The organism is Arthrobacter sp. E1SS-5 (assembly GCF_057073715.1).
Genome location: NZ_CP172703.1, coordinates 1167235 through 1185032, shown reverse-complemented (window position 1 = coordinate 1185032; position 17798 = coordinate 1167235). Strand labels below are relative to the sequence as shown.

15 protein-coding genes are annotated in these 17798 nt (G+C 66.2%); 11 read left to right on the top strand and 4 right to left on the bottom strand.

Annotated features, from left to right (window positions below; all coding sequences use genetic code 11):
- Positions 1-16 precede the first annotated feature (16 nt).
- Positions 17-1231, bottom strand: a complete 1215-nt coding sequence (locus tag ACIGJD_RS05585; RefSeq protein ID WP_483688673.1) for a pectate lyase family protein — start codon at positions 1229-1231, stop codon at positions 17-19.
- Positions 1232-1749: 518 nt separating this feature from the next.
- Between ACIGJD_RS05585 and ACIGJD_RS05580 the strand changes: the two genes are divergently transcribed.
- From ACIGJD_RS05580 to ACIGJD_RS05550, 7 genes are all read left to right on the top strand, one after another.
- On the top strand, positions 1750-3195 hold the full coding sequence (locus ACIGJD_RS05580) for an ABC transporter permease (RefSeq protein WP_483688672.1): 1446 nt from the start codon (positions 1750-1752) through the stop codon (positions 3193-3195).
- A 2-nt stretch (positions 3196-3197) separates the two neighbouring features.
- Positions 3198-3902, top strand: a complete 705-nt coding sequence (locus ACIGJD_RS05575) for an ABC transporter ATP-binding protein (protein WP_483688671.1) — start codon at positions 3198-3200, stop codon at positions 3900-3902.
- Between the two features lie 120 nt (positions 3903-4022).
- Positions 4023-5093, top strand: coding sequence for a Gfo/Idh/MocA family protein (locus ACIGJD_RS05570; protein WP_483688670.1), 1071 nt, complete (start codon positions 4023-4025; stop codon positions 5091-5093).
- Between the two features lie 213 nt (positions 5094-5306).
- Positions 5307-6278 carry a hypothetical protein gene (locus ACIGJD_RS05565; RefSeq protein WP_483688669.1) on the top strand — a complete coding sequence of 324 codons (972 nt, stop codon included), beginning with the start codon at positions 5307-5309 and terminating at the stop codon, positions 6276-6278.
- 90 nt (positions 6279-6368) lie between these two features.
- On the top strand, positions 6369-7580 hold the full coding sequence (locus tag ACIGJD_RS05560) for a hypothetical protein (protein WP_483688668.1): 1212 nt from the start codon (positions 6369-6371) through the stop codon (positions 7578-7580).
- Positions 7581-7867: 287 nt separating this feature from the next.
- Positions 7868-9136, top strand: a complete 1269-nt coding sequence (locus ACIGJD_RS05555) for a serine/threonine-protein kinase (RefSeq protein ID WP_483688667.1) — start codon at positions 7868-7870, stop codon at positions 9134-9136.
- Positions 9133-9660: a hypothetical protein gene (locus ACIGJD_RS05550; RefSeq protein ID WP_483688666.1), complete on the top strand. Its 528-nt coding sequence runs from the start codon at positions 9133-9135 to the stop codon at positions 9658-9660. Before ACIGJD_RS05555 ends, ACIGJD_RS05550 begins: the two co-directional genes overlap by 4 nt.
- Before the next feature lie 108 nt (positions 9661-9768).
- On the opposite strand, the gene ACIGJD_RS05545 is transcribed toward ACIGJD_RS05550, so the two are convergent.
- Positions 9769-11988 (bottom strand): NADP-dependent isocitrate dehydrogenase, encoded by a 2220-nt coding sequence (locus ACIGJD_RS05545; RefSeq protein ID WP_483688665.1) that lies wholly within the window; start codon positions 11986-11988, stop codon positions 9769-9771.
- 329 nt (positions 11989-12317) lie between these two features.
- On the opposite strand from ACIGJD_RS05545, the gene ACIGJD_RS05540 reads away from it, so the two are divergent.
- Both ACIGJD_RS05540 and ACIGJD_RS05535 read left to right on the top strand, forming a co-directional pair.
- Entirely contained in the window at positions 12318-13295 is a 978-nt protein-coding gene (locus tag ACIGJD_RS05540) for a trypsin-like serine peptidase (protein ID WP_483688664.1), read from the top strand.
- Complete coding sequence (locus ACIGJD_RS05535; RefSeq protein WP_483688663.1) at positions 13279-13452, top strand: hypothetical protein; 174 nt, start codon at positions 13279-13281, stop codon at positions 13450-13452. The genes ACIGJD_RS05540 and ACIGJD_RS05535 overlap by 17 nt, the downstream gene beginning before the upstream one ends.
- 96 nt (positions 13453-13548) lie before the next feature.
- On the opposite strand, the gene purH is transcribed toward ACIGJD_RS05535, so the two are convergent.
- Entirely contained in the window at positions 13549-15234 is a 1686-nt protein-coding gene (gene purH / locus ACIGJD_RS05530) for a bifunctional phosphoribosylaminoimidazolecarboxamide formyltransferase/IMP cyclohydrolase (RefSeq protein WP_483688662.1), read from the bottom strand.
- A 141-nt stretch (positions 15235-15375) separates the two neighbouring features.
- On the opposite strand from purH, the gene ACIGJD_RS05525 reads away from it, so the two are divergent.
- Positions 15376-16728, top strand: coding sequence for an MFS transporter (locus ACIGJD_RS05525; protein ID WP_483688661.1), 1353 nt, complete (start codon positions 15376-15378; stop codon positions 16726-16728).
- A 4-nt stretch (positions 16729-16732) separates the two neighbouring features.
- Here the strand turns inward: ACIGJD_RS05525 and purN are convergent, their stop codons facing one another.
- Complete coding sequence (gene purN, locus ACIGJD_RS05520; RefSeq protein WP_483688660.1) at positions 16733-17317, bottom strand: phosphoribosylglycinamide formyltransferase; 585 nt, start codon at positions 17315-17317, stop codon at positions 16733-16735.
- Positions 17318-17356: 39 nt separating this feature from the next.
- On the opposite strand from purN, the gene ACIGJD_RS05515 reads away from it, so the two are divergent.
- Entirely contained in the window at positions 17357-17788 is a 432-nt protein-coding gene (locus ACIGJD_RS05515; RefSeq protein WP_483688659.1) for a hypothetical protein, read from the top strand.
- Positions 17789-17798 lie beyond the last annotated feature (10 nt).

Sequence of the window (17798 nt, the reverse complement as noted above, 5' to 3'; positions counted from 1 at the left end):
GGCGTTCGTGCTCCTGTTACTGATTCACGGTCAGCACTCCCGGCCCGGTGAACTGCACGGCATGGTTCTTGACCGCCTGCGGCGTGGTGAACGCCTTGTAGCCGTAGACATCCGCCGGGTTCCAGCCCACGTCAGTGGTGAATTGCCAGCCCGTCCAGTCGGGAGCGGGCGAACCGCTGGCCTCGGCTTCGGCGAGCGCCGTTTCCCGGTGCTGTTCGAAGGAGGCCCTGGCGATCGCATTGAGATCCGCCGGCTTGCCGTTGAACCAGGAGCCCGTGTCGCTGAAGCGATGGCCGTTGTAACTGCTGACCGTGATCGACGGGTCGGCGCCGGGCCCGGTCAATTCGAAGGCATTGCGTTCGGAGAAGATCCGGGACTCGTAGCCGGCTCCCAGGAAGTAGCTGCTCCCGCCCTGGGCTTCGCTGGTGAGCGGATAGTTGGGGTCGTCAGTGCTCCCTGTGAAGTAGTTGTTGACCACGTGCACCTGGCCAAACCGGACGCGGGGCGCACGTTGCTGCAGGTTTTCGAAGTAGTTGCCGATGTAGCTAACCCGCAGCTTGCCACCGTCCTTGTCCACGTGTTCGTCGCCTGAACCCAGCAGCATGGTTTTGTCGTGGTTGGAGAGCCTGCTGTTGGAAATCGTCACGAAATCCGTGCCGTCCTTGAGGTCCAACAGGCCATCGTGCCGGTTGGCCGGTTTGCCGTTGGGGCCCAGCGGCGCCTCACTGTCGGGGAAGCGGCCATCGGACAGACGCACGTGGTCGATCCAGAGATGGTCGGACGTCACCGAGGAAACCGCATCGAACCGCGCGTTCCAAGCACCGTTTCCGTCGTCGGGTGACCAAGTCGTGAAGTAGTCGACCGGAGCCTCAACGCTCAGGTTCCGGAGCACGACGTTCGTGGCGCTTAGCATCACGATATTGGCGCCCACGAAGCCTGAGTCCGCACCCAGCCCGATCACGGTGGTGTTGCTGGGGATGCTGACCTCGATCTGTCGCTTCATGTTGTTGCTTCCGGTCTGCCGCAACTGCCGCTGCTTCTTGCAGTAGTCGAACGCCTGGTCGCTCCACACTTTTCCGTTCGGACCGAAGCAGGAGATGTACTTGGCAATGTCGTAGCCTGCTGCGTAGTCCTGCTCGCCAAGGATGCGCCCGTCCAATGCCTGGTTACCGTCGATGGTTCCCTTGACGTAGATGACCTTGGGTGCAGTGGGCTGGCCGTTATTGGCCAAGGCCGCTTTCAATTCACTGAGCGTGCCTACCTCGTAGCGGCTTCCGGCAGATGCGCCGGCACCGCCGTCTGTCCCGCGTCCGACGGCAGCCCAGCCGGTAGGTTGTGCGTGGTGCGGACGCCGGGACGCAGCCCTTTTCCAGCGCTTAGACACGGCGCATGGGGGCCCGTTCGGTCGCTGGGCGACCTTCCGCGCCCGATGCGCCGCGATGCGCGCCTACAAAAAGGGCAGCGACCCCGCTGTTGCCGGGCACCAGGAGGATTGCGGGTCTTCGTGTAGGAGCGCATCGCCGACCAGAGCAGCGCGCAGGTCGCCCAGCGACCGAAGCGGTGCGCCGGGAGGTGTCTAAGCGACGGCGAAGAGCCGCATTCCTCCGTCCGTTGCAGTCGCCGGACTCGGCTGCCTCCGGAGCCCTTCACAGCCCAAACACAGCTTCGGCCGGATACCCGCACAGGATGCACGGCGAAGGTTGATGCGAAGCCGGCCCTCCGCGCCGGCCCCTGAGTCGTAGGAGTAACGTGAGCGTCCTTGCCCGAAGCGTAGGCAATGCCTTCAGAAACAAGGTCCGCACCGCAGCCGTCGTTGCGGTGCTGGCCGTCGCCATCGGCCTGGCCCTGGCCATGCTGGTGGCCAACCAGGCGGTTGGAGCCAAAGTCCAGGAGCTCAATGCCTCCGTGGGCACCGTCCTGACCGTCAACCCCGCCGGCGGGCAAGGCTTCGAAGGCGGCGGGGAACCGCTCACCACCGGGCAGGCAACCACCGCCGCGGGCGTTCCCAACGTCAGCGCCGTCGTCGGAACCTCCTCACTGCGCCTGCGGAATGCAGCAGCGGCGGCAGCGCAGGCGTCCAGCCAGGCAGGACAAACCGGCCAGGCCCGTTCCGGAGGACAGACCGGCCAGGCAGGCCCCGGCGGCCAGGCCGCAGCCACCCTCACCACCAGCCTTACAGCCGCAATGGATGCCGGCACCCTGGGCAACCGCAACCAGCAGGCCAACGGGACCACGGGATCCACCGGGACCACGCAGCAGCCCAGGTCGCTGCCGATCACCGCCACCGGCATCGGAGCTGAGGTGGACGCCACGGGCAAGGCACTGAACATCACCAAGGGTGCGGGTCTTGGGGACTACACGGCAGCATCCACCGGGGCGCTGCTGGGCACCACCCTGGCGGAGAAGAACAACCTCAGCGTCGGATCCACCTTCACCATCAATGACCAGAGCTACACGGTTTCAGGGTTGTTCGACGCCGGCACCGCCTTCGGCAACAACGCCGTGTACATCACCCTCCCCACCGCCCAGACCCTGGCCGGAACCCCCGGTGAACTGTCCAGCATGATCGTCACGGTCAACTCCATGGACAACGTCGCCTCCACCAAGACGGCGCTGCAGGCCGCCCTGGGCACCGACAAGGCCGATGTCACGCAGGGCCAGAACCTGCAGACCGCAGTCAGTTCCCTGGACAGCGTCAAGAACATCTCCTTCATCGCCTTCATCGCCGCGCTGGGCACCGCCGGCCTGATCATCCTGCTCATCATGGTGATGCTGGTCCGCGAGCGCCGCCGCGAAATCGGCGTGCTGAAGGCCATTGGGGCGCCCAACCGGACCATCGGGCTCCAGTTTGTCCTCGAAGCCCTGGTCCTGGCGGCCCTGGGCAGTGCAGTCGGCGCAGCCATCGCATCGTTCGCCAGTGGCGGCATCGCGTCCGCCCTGATCAGCAGCAACAGCACCACCGCTTCTGCCAGCGCCGGCCGTGGCTTCCCGGGCGGGGCTGGAGGCTTCCGCGGCGGGCAAGGTGGTCCCTTCGGCGGCGCTTCCCAGCTGCTGAACTCCGTGACCGCAAGCGCGTCCCCCGGTGTCATCGCCGGCGGCATAGCGGCCGTATTCGGCGTCGCCATCATCGGCGCCCTGGTTCCCGCGCTGCTCACGGCGCGCATCCGTCCCATCGAAGTCCTGCGAGGAGAATAGCCATGATTGAAGTCAAGAACCTGATCCGCACCTTCAACTCCGGCGACCGCACCATCAAACCCGTCAACGATGTCAGCTTCGTCCTGGAGCAGGGCACCCTCGCCTCGATCGTGGGCAAGAGCGGCAGCGGCAAAAGCACCTTGTTGTCCCTCCTGGGTGCACTGGACAAGCCCACCAGCGGAGACGCCGTCGTCAATGGCGTCAGCCTGGCCAGTTTGCCGGACAGCAAGCTGACCGAATACCGCCGCCGGGACATCGGCTTCGTGTTCCAGCAGTTCAACCTGATCCCCAACCTGTCCGCCGTGGACAACGTCATGCTCCCCATGGAGTTTGCAGGGGTCCGGAAAGGGGCCAGGCTGCAGCGCGCCCAGGAACTGCTGGAACAGGTCCAGCTGGATCCGTCCAAGCACGAACGGCGCATCAACAGGCTTTCGGGCGGCGAGCAGCAGCGTGTGGCCATCGCCAGGGCACTGGCCAACGAGCCCAAGCTGATCCTCGCCGATGAACCCACGGGCAACCTGGACGAGCAGACCGGGGACCACATCATCGAACTCCTCAGCTCACTGAGCCGCGACCACAACACCACAATCCTGGTGGTCACCCACGACAGGGTCCTTGCGAACAAGACCGACCGCCGCTTCCGGCTGCAGCAGGGCAAGCTGACGGAAGAACCGGTGCGGGACCGGGCGGTGGCTGCCACCGCCTGACGCGCGCAAAAGGGGCCAAAGGTGGGGCGGGCGCTTCCATCTTTGGCCCTTTTCCGTTTCCTTCTCCGGCCGGCCCGCACTTCCGCATTCCTTCCACATCCCTGTGACAGGATGGCAACTATGACTGCTCCCATCGCCACGCCATGGCTGTCCAGCCAGCCCAACCAGGATCCCCGCGCCGCAACCGGGAATCCCCTGCGCTGGGGAATCATTGCAACCGGCAGCATTGCGCGCGCCGTCTCACAGGATCTGGCGCTGCTGGAAGACGCCGAGCTGTATGCGGTCAGTTCCAGGACCCAGGACACCGCCGATGCATTCGCCGTGGCCTACGACTTTGCCAAGGCGTACGGGGACGACGGCGGTGTGCCCGGCTACCAGCGGCTGCTGGCTGATGACGCCGTGGATGTTGTGTACGTTGCCACGCCGCACGCACAGCACCATGAGATTGTCCTGGCCGCCCTCAACGCCGGCAAGCATGTACTCTGCGAGAAGGCTTTCACCATCAATGCGCGGGAGGCAGCGGAGCTCATTGACGTTGCGCGCAGCCGGAAGCTTTTCCTGATGGAGGCGGTCTGGAGCCGGTTCCTGCCTTCGATGCAACGGGCTTTCGAGATCGCAGCCTCCGGGGAACTGGGTGACATCCACTGGGTCACGGCGGACCTTGGCTTTCCGGCACCGTACTCCCCCACCGCCAGGCTGTGGGCACGGAATGACGGCGGGGGCGCCCTGCTGGATCTGTCCGTCTACCCGCTGTTGTGGGCGCTCGGTACGCTTGGCTTCCCGCAAACCGTCAGCGCCACCGGGGTGGTCAATGACGATGGCGTTGACGCCCAGAACGCCATGACCCTTGGCTACGACCATGCCGCCCAGGTACAGCTCACCTCCTCGCTCCTGGCCCACGGCCCCCGCACGGCCACCGTGGCGGGAAGCCTCGGTTTCCTGCAGAGCGTGGGTTCCATCAACAACCCGCGCGAGCTCCTCATCGCCAAAGGGTGGGAGGACCGCCGGACGGAAAGTTTCGACGTTGTGGGCAAGGGTTACGCCTACGAGCTGCGCGAGGTAGTGCGCTGCATCCAGCAGGGACTGACCGAAAGCCCGGTCATGCCCCTGGAGGACACATTGAACACCATGCGCCTTTTCGACGGCGTCCGGGCCCAGCTCGGAGTCACTTACCCCAACGACAGGCATTAGAAGCTTCGGCAAAGGGCGTACGACGGCGGCGAGCAGCTTGCGGAGTCAGTGTCAGCAAGGTGGTGGGTTGTCTTTGCGGTTGACACTTTTTCGATTGCGTTCCCGCCATTTGTAAATTCCCTTTAGCAGACGCTGGACTTCCAGCAATAAGCAGTCTTAGTATTTAGGGGCATCAATTGCACCGGTCACTGGGGGGTGGTTCGCATGGCTCGTATGAGTTCTCCATGGCGTGCCGTGCGCCCGGCGCTCCTAGCCGGAGCCGCCGCAGTGACCTGGCTGACGCTTTCTTCCACCGCTGCTTCCGCGGACACCGGGCCCGACTCCTCGTCCCTCCTTGGCGGCGTCACCAGCTCGGTTTCATCGTTGGCCCATGATCTTGCGGACACCATTTCGCCGGCTCCTTTGGGTTCCCCGGCCGGCCCTGCTGCAACCCCCGGGCTGTTGCGGCCCGTGGTAACCCCGGTTTCCGGACTTGCGGACAACCTCATCGCCTCCGTCCCGGTAGTGGAGCAAGTGGTTCCTGCGGGAACGGTCTCTACTGTTTCGGCTCCCCTTATTGAAGTCGCCGACGGCGTGACAACGGGTGTTGTGCAGGTCGTCGTAGACCCTGTAGCCGAGGCAGTCCCGGCGCTCGAACCGGCGCTCCAGCCCGTGACCGACCTTCTGACTGGTGCCGCTCCGCTGCCAGTCCCCCTTCCCGAACAGCCAGTTGACCTCCAGCAACCAATCGAGGGAGTCCCGGCGGAGCTTCCGGCTGCGGAAACTCCTGCTCCTGCGGCGGCTCCTGCCGCGGCGGAAGCATCCGCGGACGTGCAGCAGCCGGTAATCGAAGTGGATCAGGAAGCCCGGGCCTTGGCTGACGCATCGTCAGCCGCCGGCGGCGTAATCCTGGAAGCCCGGGACGCTGCTGGGCTGGCTGGAATGCTGGTTCTGCAGCCGGATATGTCTGACCCCGTTGCGGATGAGCCTCTTCCCGCTGACCCGGCTCCGCTGCCTGCAAACACTCCTGCGGCCCCGGCATCCGGCACGGGAAGCGGTGGGTCGTCAGGAGGCGCCTCCGGTGCCGCCGCATGGCTGAGCCCCTTTTGCTTCAATGTCGAACTTCCCGGCATTGTCCTGGCCGGGGATGCCTCTGAGCACGCTCCTGCGCCGGTGTCCTTCGACCCCGGTTCTTCTCCTGACTAGTTGATGCCCCCTGCCCGTTCATGGGCAGCACGTGGCTATGCCGGCAGCTGACCAGCGCCGGACAACATCAACTTTTCAGGAGTAAGCATCATGAACTGCACCCTTCGCAGGGGGCTGCTTAGCACCCTCTTTGCCGGCGGCCTGCTGGCCTTCGGCTGCGCTGCGGCCAACGCCGCGGACACCACCACCAGCGGGACGGACCTGTCCGCTTCCGCCCTCATCTCGGCGGCGGCGCCCGCTGACTCGACGTCATTGGGCCTGCTGGGTGACCCAACGCCGGCCAGTTCAACCGGTGTCGCCGCCGCAGTGGACGTCAACCTCGGCCTCGGCGGGGTCACCGATCCCGTCACCGCGCCAGCTACAGGTACGACGGACGGCACCACGGCAAACCTCGCCGTCGACGCAGCCGTGAACCTCGGCCTGGGCGGCGTAACCACTGACCCGGCCACCACCGGCACAACCGATGTCGCAGCCGCAGCGGACGTCAACCTCGGCCTCGGCGGGGCCACCGATCCCGTCACGGGAACCACGGACGGCACCACCACCGACCTCGCCGTCGACGCAGCCGTGAACCTCGGCCTGGGCGGCGTAACCACTGACCCGGCCACCACCGGCACCACCGATGTCGCAGCCGCAGCCGACGTCAACCTCGGCCTCGGCGGGGCCACCGATCCCGCAACCGGAACCACGGACGGCACCACCGCCGACCTTGCCGTCGACGCAGCCGTGAACCTCGGCCTGGGCGGTCTCAGCACCGGTGACGCGGCGGCCGGGGTTGATGCAGCTGTTGACCTTGGTGCCGATCCGGGCACTGGAACGGGCAACGGCGGGCTGGATGCTGTAGTTGACCTTGGCATTGGCCTGGGACTTGGAGGTGACACCAACACCGGCACTCCCGGCACCACTGATCCCGGTACCACCAGCCCGGGCGACGGCACCACCGGTGACGCCGGCACGCTTGATCCCGGCACCCCCGAGACCAGCACCCCGGGTTCGGACGACCCCGCGGGCAACGGCGGCGCCGCCCCCGGCGATAATTCCACGGGCATGAATGGCGGCACCGATACCTCCGGCAACGGGAGCGTCTCCGCAGCTCCGGCCGGCTCCACAGCTGTCAGCGGCGCCATCGCCCCTGTCACTGCTCCCCGCAGCACCGCGGGGAACGGCAATTCTGCCCTTGCCAACACGGGAGCTGCCCACGCCGGGCTCGCCAACACGGGCTGGGACGGAACGCTGGTTCCCCTGGCGCTGCTGCTCCTGGCCGGCGGACTCCTGATGCTCCGCAAGCGCAAGGTGTCGTAGAGCCTTTCAAAGACAGCACAACAACCGCCCGCACCCGTGCGCTTGAAGCAGCAGCACTCCGCGGGCTGACGGAAGGAGTACAACAGCCCGGAAACGAAAGAACAGTACAAAACACGTCTTCAGCACACGTGTCCTTGTAGCCAATGGTCCGGTGGCGGAAGTGCTTGAATCCGCCACCGGGCCGTCGGCGTGTCGCAACGTGAACGCCTTGGTCAATCGCTGGTTCGGCCGTCCCGCCCGTATAATTTGAGGTACATCAGTGCCGCAGCGCACCGGGAGGAACGGTCATGGTGGCGGAATCGCCTAGCTCCATCAAGAATGAAGTTGTCGGCAATCGCTATCGTTTGGGTGACGTGATAGGCCGTGGGGGAATGTCCTCGGTTTACTGTGCCAGGGATGAAAACCTAGGCCGCGACGTCGCGTTGAAGCTCTTCGCGCCGCAGGCTCCGGATGCCGACGAGCTGAAGCGCCAGGAAGCCGAGATCCAGCTCCTCGCCACCCTGAACCACCCCGGGCTGGTAACGCTCTTCGATGCCGGCATCGATGACCGCGTCCCGGACGAACCCCGGCCGTTCCTCACCATGGAGCTCGTGGAGGGCCAGGACCTGCGCAGCCGCATCCGGCACAGCCGCGTGCCCCTTGAAGAGCTGTCGGTGATTGGCGCGGGAATTGCCGACGCCCTGGCCTACGTCCACGGCCTGGGCATCATCCACCGGGATATTAAGCCGGGCAACATCCTCCTGGTTCAGATCCGCCCGGGTGAGCCGCTGCGGCCCAAACTCACGGACTTCGGCATCGCCAGGATTGTCGATTCCACCCGGCTCACGGCTACGGGCACCATGGTGGGCACCGCCGCCTACCTCAGCCCTGAGCAGGCCCTGGGCCAACCGCTGTCGTCAGCAACGGACATCTATTCCCTGGGCCTGGTGCTGCTGGAGTGCATCAAGGGCACCGTGGAGTACCCGGGCAGTGCCGTGGAATCAGCTGTTGCCCGGCTTCACCGTGCCCCGGAAATCCCGGACGACGTCCCCGCCGAATGGGCAGACCTCATCCGTTCCATGACGGCCATCGAGCCGCTGGAGCGGCCGGCGGCGGCGGATATTGAGACGGCGCTGCGCCAGGCCCTGGTTTCCCCGGCGTCGACGCCGGGAGAACTCGCCCCGGAAACCACCCGGGTTCTTCCAGCGATGCCCTTCCACCCGCCCACCATCACCGCCGAGGAATCAGTGGACGAAGTGCGGGAGGCGGCAGAGGCCACGGGTGCGATTTCCCCCGTGTCGTCCCCAGAGTCATCTGAGCGGACCCCTGCTTCGCCGTCCGCTGCCGGCTCGGCGGTAACCAGCCCGGCCACCGCCAAGGCTTCCAAAAAGCCGCGGCTGTCCCGGACGCAGCGCATCTGGCTGGCGGTCGTACTCGGTGTCCTGGTGATCGCCGCAGCCGCCGCAGCGGTGATGATGAGCATCTCAGCCCGCCCGGCCGACGTCGTACCCTATCCCACGGTGACCGGTGTCCTGGGCGACCATCTCCAGGAACTTCAAAAGAGCGTGGAACCGTGACCCTGCTGCAGCCAGCTCCGCAGCGGCTGTTGGTGGCGTGCTCAGCGGCGCTGATCGCGGCGGGCGTCCTCAGTGCGTGCGCGGCCCCCGGGAACGGGCTGCAGCGCGAAGCCGCCACGCAGCTCCAGGCGCGGGTGCTCGAAGTGACCCAGGCGTCGTCCCAGAACAATCCTGAATCAGCGCTGCAGGCACTGGCCGGCCTTGAGGCGGACCTCGCCGCGGCGCAGGCGAAGGGCCAGGTTTCCGAGGAGCGGCGGCGCAGCATCACCACCGTGGCCACAGCTGTCCGGGCAGACCTCAACGATGCAGTTGCAGCGCAGAGGGCAGCAGCCGCCAAGGCTGCCGAGGACGCCCGCGCTGCCGCCGGCCAGGGATCGCAAGCCCCCTCCCCCGCACCGGAAGCACCCGCGTCGCAGCAGGCACCTGCTCCGGCCCCGGCTCCGGCGGCAGACCAGGGCAACACGTCCGGCAACGGCGGAAATGCCGGCAAAAACAACAGCGACAAAGGCAAAGGCAAGAACTAAGTCCCGTTCGTCAGTAAGGCCTTATCACTTAACAGCAGGAAGCGGGGCTCCGGAAGGTTATCCGGAGCCCCGCTTCTCTGTAACCACGGCTGCCGCAGCAGCCCGCCGCTAGCTCAGGCTGGCGATGACCTTGTTGAGGGTGGCGGAAGGACGCATCACTGCGGAAGCCTTGGCGTCCTCCGGGCGGTAGTAGCCCCCGATGTCCACGGGTGAGCCCTGGACCTCGGCCAGCTCGCCCACGATCGTTTCCTCCTTGGAGGAAAGCTCGCCGGCGACCGGGCTGAACGCGGCGGCCAGGTCGGCGTCGTCCGTCTGCTTGGCCAGCTCTTCAGCCCAGTAGCGGGCCAGGTAGTAGTGGCTGCCACGGTTGTCCAGCTCGCCTGCGCGGCGGCTCGGGGACTTGTTCTCCAGCAGGAAGGTGCCGGTGGCGCGGTCCAGGGTGTCTGCCAGGACCTGTGCCCGGGCGTTGCCCGTGGTGGTGGCCAGGTGCTCGAAGCTGACGGCCAGGGCCAGGAACTCGCCCAGGCTGTCCCAGCGCAGGTGGTTTTCCTTCAGCAGCTGCTGGACGTGCTTGGGGGCGGAGCCGCCGGCGCCGGTCTCGAAGAGTCCGCCGCCGTTCATCAGCGGAACAACCGAGAGCATCTTGGCGCTGGTGCCCAGTTCCAGGATGGGGAACAGGTCCGTGAGGTAGTCGCGGAGCACGTTGCCGGTGACGGAGATGGTGTCCTCGCCCTTGCGGATGCGCTCCAGCGTGAAGGCGATGGCCTTGACCGGGGCCATGATCTGGATGTCCAGGCCCTCGGTGTCGTACTCCTTCAGGTACTCGTTGACCTTGGCGATGAGGTTGGCGTCGTGCGCGCGGTCCTCATCCAGCCAGAACACGGCCGGGGTCTGGGAAGCACGGGCGCGGGTGACGGCCAGCTTGACCCAGTCGCGGATGGGGGCGTCCTTGGTCTGGCAGGCGCGCCAGATGTCGCCCTCGGAAACCTCGTGTTCGAGCAGGACGTTGCCGGAGCCGTCCAGGATCTGCACCGTGCCGGCTTCCTGGATTTCGAAGGTCTTGTCGTGGCTGCCGTATTCCTCGGCTGCCTGCGCCATGAGGCCAACGTTGGGGACGGTGCCCATGGTGGTGGGATCGTAGGCGCCGTTGGCGCGGCAGTCATCGATAACCACCTGGTAGATGCCGGCGTAGGAGCTGTCCGGCAGGACGGCCAGGGTGTCGGCTTCCTTGCCGTCCGGGCCCCACATGTGGCCGGAGCTGCGGATCATGGCGGGCATGGAGGCGTCCACGATGACGTCGGAGGGGACGTTCAGGGTGGTGATGCCCTTGTCCGAGTCCACCATGGCCAGGGCGGGGCCGTCTTCCAGGCCCTTCTTGATCAGGTTCTGGACGCCTTCGCGGACATCCGCGGGCAGGTCCTCGAGGCTGCTGAGGATGGCGGCAAGGCCGTTGTTGGGGCTGATGCCGGCGGCGGAGAGCTGCTTGCCGTAGGTGTCGAACAGTTCGGAGAAGTAGGCCTTCACCACGTGGCCGAAGATGATGGGGTCCGAGACCTTCATCATGGTGGCCTTGAGGTGCGCGGAGAAGAGCACGCCCTCTTCCTTGGCGCGGGCTACCTGGGCCTTCAGGAACTCGTCCAGGGCGGCGGCGCGCATCACGGTGCCGTCGATGACCTCGCCGGCCAGGACGGGGAACGCCTTCTTCAGGACCTTCACCGAGCCGTCTTCGCGGACCAGCTGGATGGAGATGGTGCCGTCCTTCTCGATGACAACGGACTTCTCGTTGGAGCGGAAGTCGTTCTGGCCCATGGTGGCCACGTTGGTCTTGGACTCCGGGGTCCAGGCGCCCATGGAGTGCGGGTTCTGGCGCGCGTAGTTCTTCACGGACAGCGGCGCCCGGCGGTCGGAGTTGCCTTCGCGCAGGACCGGGTTGACAGCGGATCCCTTGATCTTGTCGTAGCGGGACCGGATGGCGGTTTCCTCGTCCGAGGACGGGTTGTCCGGGTAGTCCGGCAGTGCGTAGCCCTGGCCCTGCAGCTCTGCAATGGCAGCCTTCAGCTGCGGAATGGAAGCGCTGATGTTCGGCAGCTTGATGATGTTGGCTTCCGGCGTCTTCGCCAGTTCACCGAGTTCAGCAAGGGCGTCACTGATCTGCTGTTCGGGCGTCAGGTAGTCACCAAAGACGGCGATGATGCGGCCGGCGAGCGAAATGTCGCGGGTCTCCACCTCCACACCTGCTGTCGAAGCGAATGCCTCGATGATGGGCAGGAACGAATAGGTAGCCAGCATCGGCGCTTCGTCGGTGTGGGTGTAGATAATCTTGGACATGCGCGGGCGTCTCCCTGTGGGTCGGCTTGGTTGTGAAAAATTCGGTCTATTTCACCATGTACAACTTACCCGAGGACGCCACTTCAAACCTTAACGGGGCTCCCGCATTACCGCGGTGAGAGCAGGATTACAGCGATGGAGAACGTACGACGCCGGGCCGGGCCCCCGGGTGCCCGGCCCGGCGTCGCTCCTTCCAGCCCTTAAAGGACGCCGGAAGGGCCCTAAGTCGCTTTCTGATATCTCACTACTGTGTACAAACTTGACTGGTAACGATAAATTCGCTGAGTCACTCCCGATCCCGGGCCCAACCCCGTTCAGACAGGACAACAATGACACGCACCAGGTCTCTGGCCTCCGGCCTCCTCACTCTCTCGGCGGCGGCAGTGCTGGCTCTCGCTTCCGCCGGCGGGGCCTCTGCCGCCCCCGCTCCGTCCGACGGGAAGGCAACGCCGTCCGTCGCCAGCGTCACCGTTGACGCCCGCGGCGCGGCAGATTACTGGACCCCCGAGCGCATGCAGGGTGCCGTCCCCGGCGACACCCTGGCCGCCAAGGCATTTGAACGCGGCAACCGTTCCAGCGTCCTTTCCGTAGAGAAGGGCAAGCCCTCCACCACCAAGGGAACCAAGGGCAAGCCCACCATCGCCAAGAGCGAGAACCCCGTCTCGCACATCGGCAAGGTCTTCTTCACCATTGGCACCACCAACTATGTGTGCTCCGGCAACGCCGTCGCCTCGGACAACGGCAGCACCGTGGCCACTGCCGGACACTGCGTGAATGAGAGCGGCGCCTACGTCACCAACTTCGTCTTCGTTCCGGAATACGAGAACGGCAACGCGCCGTACGGCAAGTGGGCCGCCAAGGCGCTGTACGCGCCCACCCAGTGGGTCAGCAACGGCGACATGACCTATGACACGGGCTTCGCCGTCGTAAACCCGGATAGCGACGGCGCGCTGCTCACGGACGTCGTTGGCGGCTCCGGCACTGCCTTCAACCAGGCTTACGGACTGACCTACAAGGCATACGGCTACCCGCAGGCCTCACCGTTCAACGGCACGTCCCTGTGGAGCTGCACCGGTAAAGCCACGAAGGACACCAACAATCCTCAGTTCGGCACGCAGGGCATCCCCTGCGACATGACTGGCGGTTCCTCGGGCGGTCCGTGGTTTATCCAGACGGACTCCACCACTGGCTCCGATGGCGTGCAGAATTCCGTCAACAGCTACGGCTACAACGGCTCAGCAGTGATGTACGGCCCGTACTGGGGCTCCGTCATCGAGGCCACCTACACCAATGCAGCAGCCTCCTAGCAAGCCCCAGCCGGATGACGAATCCGTCAGCCACGTTGACCTGACCCAGTCGCGCGAGGAGGTCCTCGAGTACTGGACGGAAGAGCGGATGGCGGAAGCCAAGCCCCGGGAGATCCAACTCCCGGAGCCGGGCCCCCGTCCGGACCACCAGGACTAAGCCAGCAACACGACGGCGCCCGTCCCCGCGAAGGGGACGGGCGCCGTCGTTGTAAATCCGGGCACACGCCGCCAGGTTCCCTGGCCAGGCGTGGGATCAGTGGAAGAAGTGGCGGGCTCCGGTGAAGTACATGGTGATGCCTGCCGCGTTCGCTGCCGCGATCACCTCTTCGTCGCGGACGGAGCCACCGGGCTGGACCACGGCGCGGACGCCGGCGTCGATCAGGATCTGCAGGCCGTCAGCGAACGGGAAGAACGCATCGGAGGCTGCCACGGCGCCGCGCGCCCGCTCCGGTGCGCCGGCACCGCTGGCGTTGGACGCGCCGCCGGCACCTTCGACGTCGGACTCCACCGTGACGCCCAGGGTGTTGGCCCGCTCCACTGCCAGGCGGCAGGAGTCCAGGCGGTTTACCTGGCCCATGCCGATGCCCACCGCGGCGCCGTCCTCGGCGAGGAGGATGGCGTTGGACTTCGCGGCCCGGCAGGCGGTCCAGGCGAAGGCGAGGTCCGCGAGGGTCTTGTCATCGGCGGCTTCGCCGGCGGCGAGGGTCCAGTTGGCGGGGTTGTCGCCGTCGGCGTCCACCTTGTCCGTGACCTGGACCAGCATGCCGCCGGAGACCTGGCGGAACTCCGTGGGGTAGCGGCCGTAGCCCTCGGGCAGGGCGAGCAGGCGGATGTTCTTCTTCTTGGAGAGGATTTCCACGGCTTCCGGCTCGAAGCCGGGGGCGATGACCACCTCAGTGAAGATGTCCTTCACAGTGTTGGCCATGCCGGCGGTGACGGTGCGGTTGGCAGCGATGACGCCACCGAACGCGGAGACGGGATCGCAGGCGTGGGCCTTGGCGTGGGCATCGGCGATGGGGTCCGCAGCGCCAGCGGAACCAACGGCAACACCGCACGGGTTGGCGTGCTTGATGATGGCGACGGCGGGCTCGGCGAAGTCGTAGGCGGCGCGCAGTGCGGCGTCGGCGTCAACGAAGTTGTTGTAGCTCATGGCCTTGCCGTGCAGCTGGTCAGCCTGGGCGATGCCCATCGGCGCAGCCTTGTCCACGTACAGTGCGGCCTGCTGGTGCGGGTTCTCGCCGTAGCGCAGCACCTCGGAGCGTTCCAGGGACAGGCCGGCGTAGGCGGGCCAGTCGATGACGCCGTCGCCGTCCTCGTCCAGGAACTGGCTGGCGGTCCAGGTGGCCACCGCGTTGTCGTAGGCGGCGGTGTGCGCAAATGCCTTGGCTGCAAGGCGGCGGCGGGTCTTCAGGTCGAAGCCGCCGGCGGCAGCGGCCTCCACCACCTGGCCGTAGAAGGAGGGGTCCACCACAATGGCGACGGCGGCATGGTTCTTCGCGGCCGACCGCACCATGGCGGGGCCCCCGATGTCGATCTGCTCCACGACATCGTCCTGGGCGGCGCCGGACTTGACCGTCTCGACGAACGGGTAGAGGTTCACCACCACCAGGTCGAACGCTTCGATGTCCATGCTGGCGAGGGTTTCCATATGGGCAGGGACGCGGCGGTCCGCCAGGATGCCGCCGTGGACGCGCGGGTGCAGCGTCTTGACGCGGCCGTCCAGCATCTCGGGTGAACCGGTGACTTCCTCCACCTCCTGCACGGGGATGCCCGCGGCAGCGATCTTCTTGGCGGTGGAACCGGTGGAGACGAGCTTCACGCCGGCGGCATGGAGGCCTTTGGCGAGCTCCTCCAGACCGGTTTTGTCGTAGACCGAGATCAGGGCCCGGCGGATGGGTACACGGTCAATGGATACGCGTTCATGCTGCGTGAAGCTCACAAATGTCTCCGTCTTATCTCGCGGAACGAGGCCGCGGTTGGTGGGGATAGGGCCAGTTTATCGCGATGGGCGCGGTTGCCCGTGTGTCTGCCGGAGTGTGAACGCTTGGGGGCGGGCTAGAGTTTTCAACAGGAGGCGGCGATGAATACTTACACCACTGTGCCCAGCGGCGAACAGGTGGTCCAGGAACTGCCCTGGCGATGGAAAGTCCAGGGCAGGATCTTCCTGGTGGGGGGCCTTGGCTTCATGTTCGACGCCTGGGACGTGACCCTGAACGGCATCCTGATTCCGCTGCTGTCCAAGCACTGGTCCCTCTCCGCCGGCGAGGCCGCATGGGTGGGCACCTCGAACCTGATCGGCATGGCCCTCGGTGCCTTCATCTGGGGCACCATCGCGGACACGGTGGGGCGGAAGAAGGCCTTCACCGCCACCCTGCTGCTGTTCTCGGTGTTCACCGTGCTCGGCGCGCTTGCCCCCGACTTCATCTGGTTCTGCGTCTTCCGGTTCATGGCCGGGTTTGGTTTGGGCGGCTGCATCCCGGTGGATTATGCCCTGGTGGGTGAGTTCACTCCGCGGAAACAGCGCGGGAAGGTGCTGACCGCTATGGATGGGTGGTGGCCGGTAGGTGCTGCCCTGGCCGGCTTCGTCTCGGCGGGGCTGGTGGCCCTCTCCGGCGACTGGCGCCTGACCCTGCTGGTGATGGTGCTGCCCGCCCTGCTGGTCTTCTGGGTCCGGAGGAGTGTGCCCGAGTCCCCCTTGTTCCTGATCCGTAAGGGCCGCCGGGAGGAAGCGGCCCGGATCATCGACGGGCTGGTGGAAGCCACGGGCGCCGAACCCCGCGCTTACAGCCTTCCCGACGCCAAGGACGTGCCGCGGCTTTCCGCCGGCAGCGCCTGGACCCAGCTGCGCTCCGTGTGGCGGTTTAACTGGAAGATCACCACGGCGGCCTGGGCCCTGTTCTTCAGCATCCTGCTGGTGTACTACCTGTCCCTGACGTGGATGCCCCGGATCCTGATCGGCGCCGGATTCGCCGAGTACAAAGCGTTCGTCACCACTGCCTCCATGGCCGCCGTCGGATTCCTGGGCGTGGTGGTGGCCGCCCTCCTGGTGGAACGGGTGGGGCGCAAATGGATCCTTGCCATCACCGGCCCCCTGTCCGCCCTGACCCTGGTGATCGTGGCGTTCGTGGTGGACATCCCCACGGCCGCGGTGTTCTGGCTGCTGGTGTTCGGGTTCGTGGTGCAGGTGGCCATCCCGGTCCTGTACGCCTACGTGTCCGAGCTCTACCCCACCGAACTGCGCGGCACCGGCTTTGGCTGGGCGTCCACGTTCTCCCGGCTGGGCGCAGGGTTTGGACCGCTGATCTTCGCGAACTACTTCTGGCCCGAACTCGGGCTTGCCACGTCGTTCGCCCTGGCCGGTGCCCTGGTCCTGGCGTCGGTGCTGTGGATGGCGTTCTTCTCCCCCGAAACCCGCCAGCGCCGCCTGCAGTAGCCCGCTAGGCGGAGGCGGAGTAGGCGGGGTTCGCGGCGAGCTCGGCCAGGGTTGAGACCAGGAGCCGGCGCTCCACCACCTTGATGCGCTCGTGCAGGGTCTCCTCGGTGTCCGAGTCCTCGATGGCCACCGCTTCCTGGGCGATGATGGGGCCGGTGTCCACGCCGGCGTCGGCCCAGTGCACGGTGCAGCCGGTGACCTTGACCCCGTACGCCATCGCGTCCCGTACGCCGTGGGCCCCGGGGAATGCCGGGAGCAGGGCGGGGTGGGTGTTGAGGTACCTGCCCTTGAACGCATCAATGAAGCCGGGGCTAACGATCCGCATGAACCCGGAAGACACCACAACGTCCGGCTCGTACGCGGCCACGGCGTCGGTGAGGGCCGCGTTCCAGTCGGCGCGTTCCGGGTAGGCCTTAAAGTCCACCACAAAGGTGGGGATGCCGGCGGCAGCAGAACGTTCGACGCCGTACGTCCCCTGGCGGTCGGCGCCCACCGCCGCGATTTCCACGTCGAGCTCCCCCGCCTTGACGGCGTCAATAACGGCCTGGAGGTTGGACCCGGTTCCGGAAACGAGGACGACGATACGCATTGGTCCAGCTTAGGTGCACGCTCGCGTACGCTGGAAAACATGAACAGCGAACCGGGCCGGAGCGGGCCGCAGCAGGTCAAACCCCCGCTCAGCGAGGGGGCCAAGGCTTCCCTTGCCAAGACCCGAACCCTGTTCCGGATGTTTGTTGTCTCGGTCCTCGGCGCGTTCTTCGTGTACCAGCTGGATGTCGGCTACCTCTGGCTGGCCACAGTGCTGACCGCCGTTGGCCTGGTCCTGGGCATTGTCCTGCTGGTGCGGGCCATCCGGTTGAGGGAATCAAAGCTGGTCCTCTTCGGCACCATTTCCGGCCTGGTGGTGGCGGCCGTCATGGTGCTGCTTATAGTCACCACTTTGGTCCTGTACGACCAAGTGCGCGAATACCAGGCCTGCCTTGGCCGGGCACTGACGGACCGGGCCGCCCACGCGTGCATGGTGCAGTTCCAGGACGTCCTGCCCACAAAAGTGCGCTAGCCGGGAATTG

What these genes read in the sequence shown, in the direction of transcription:
- ACIGJD_RS05575 (WP_483688671.1), top strand. Translation starts at nt 3,198, where the DNA reads ATGATTGAAGTCAAGAACCTGATCCGCACCTTCAACTCCGGCGACCGC.
- ACIGJD_RS05570 (WP_483688670.1), top strand. Translation starts at nt 4,023, where the DNA reads ATGACTGCTCCCATCGCCACGCCATGGCTGTCCAGCCAGCCCAACCAG.
- ACIGJD_RS05565 (WP_483688669.1), top strand. Translation starts at nt 5,307, where the DNA reads ATGAGTTCTCCATGGCGTGCCGTGCGCCCGGCGCTCCTAGCCGGAGCC.
- ACIGJD_RS05560 (WP_483688668.1), top strand. Translation starts at nt 6,369, where the DNA reads ATGAACTGCACCCTTCGCAGGGGGCTGCTTAGCACCCTCTTTGCCGGC.
- ACIGJD_RS05555 (WP_483688667.1), top strand. Translation starts at nt 7,868, where the DNA reads ATGGTGGCGGAATCGCCTAGCTCCATCAAGAATGAAGTTGTCGGCAAT.
- ACIGJD_RS05545 (WP_483688665.1), bottom strand. Translation starts at nt 11,988, where the DNA reads ATGTCCAAGATTATCTACACCCACACCGACGAAGCGCCGATGCTGGCT.
- ACIGJD_RS05540 (WP_483688664.1), top strand. Translation starts at nt 12,318, where the DNA reads ATGACACGCACCAGGTCTCTGGCCTCCGGCCTCCTCACTCTCTCGGCG.
- ACIGJD_RS05535 (WP_483688663.1), top strand. Translation starts at nt 13,279, where the DNA reads ATGCAGCAGCCTCCTAGCAAGCCCCAGCCGGATGACGAATCCGTCAGC.
- ACIGJD_RS05525 (WP_483688661.1), top strand. Translation starts at nt 15,376, where the DNA reads ATGAATACTTACACCACTGTGCCCAGCGGCGAACAGGTGGTCCAGGAA.
- purN (WP_483688660.1), bottom strand. Translation starts at nt 17,317, where the DNA reads ATGCGTATCGTCGTCCTCGTTTCCGGAACCGGGTCCAACCTCCAGGCC.
- ACIGJD_RS05515 (WP_483688659.1), top strand. Translation starts at nt 17,357, where the DNA reads ATGAACAGCGAACCGGGCCGGAGCGGGCCGCAGCAGGTCAAACCCCCG.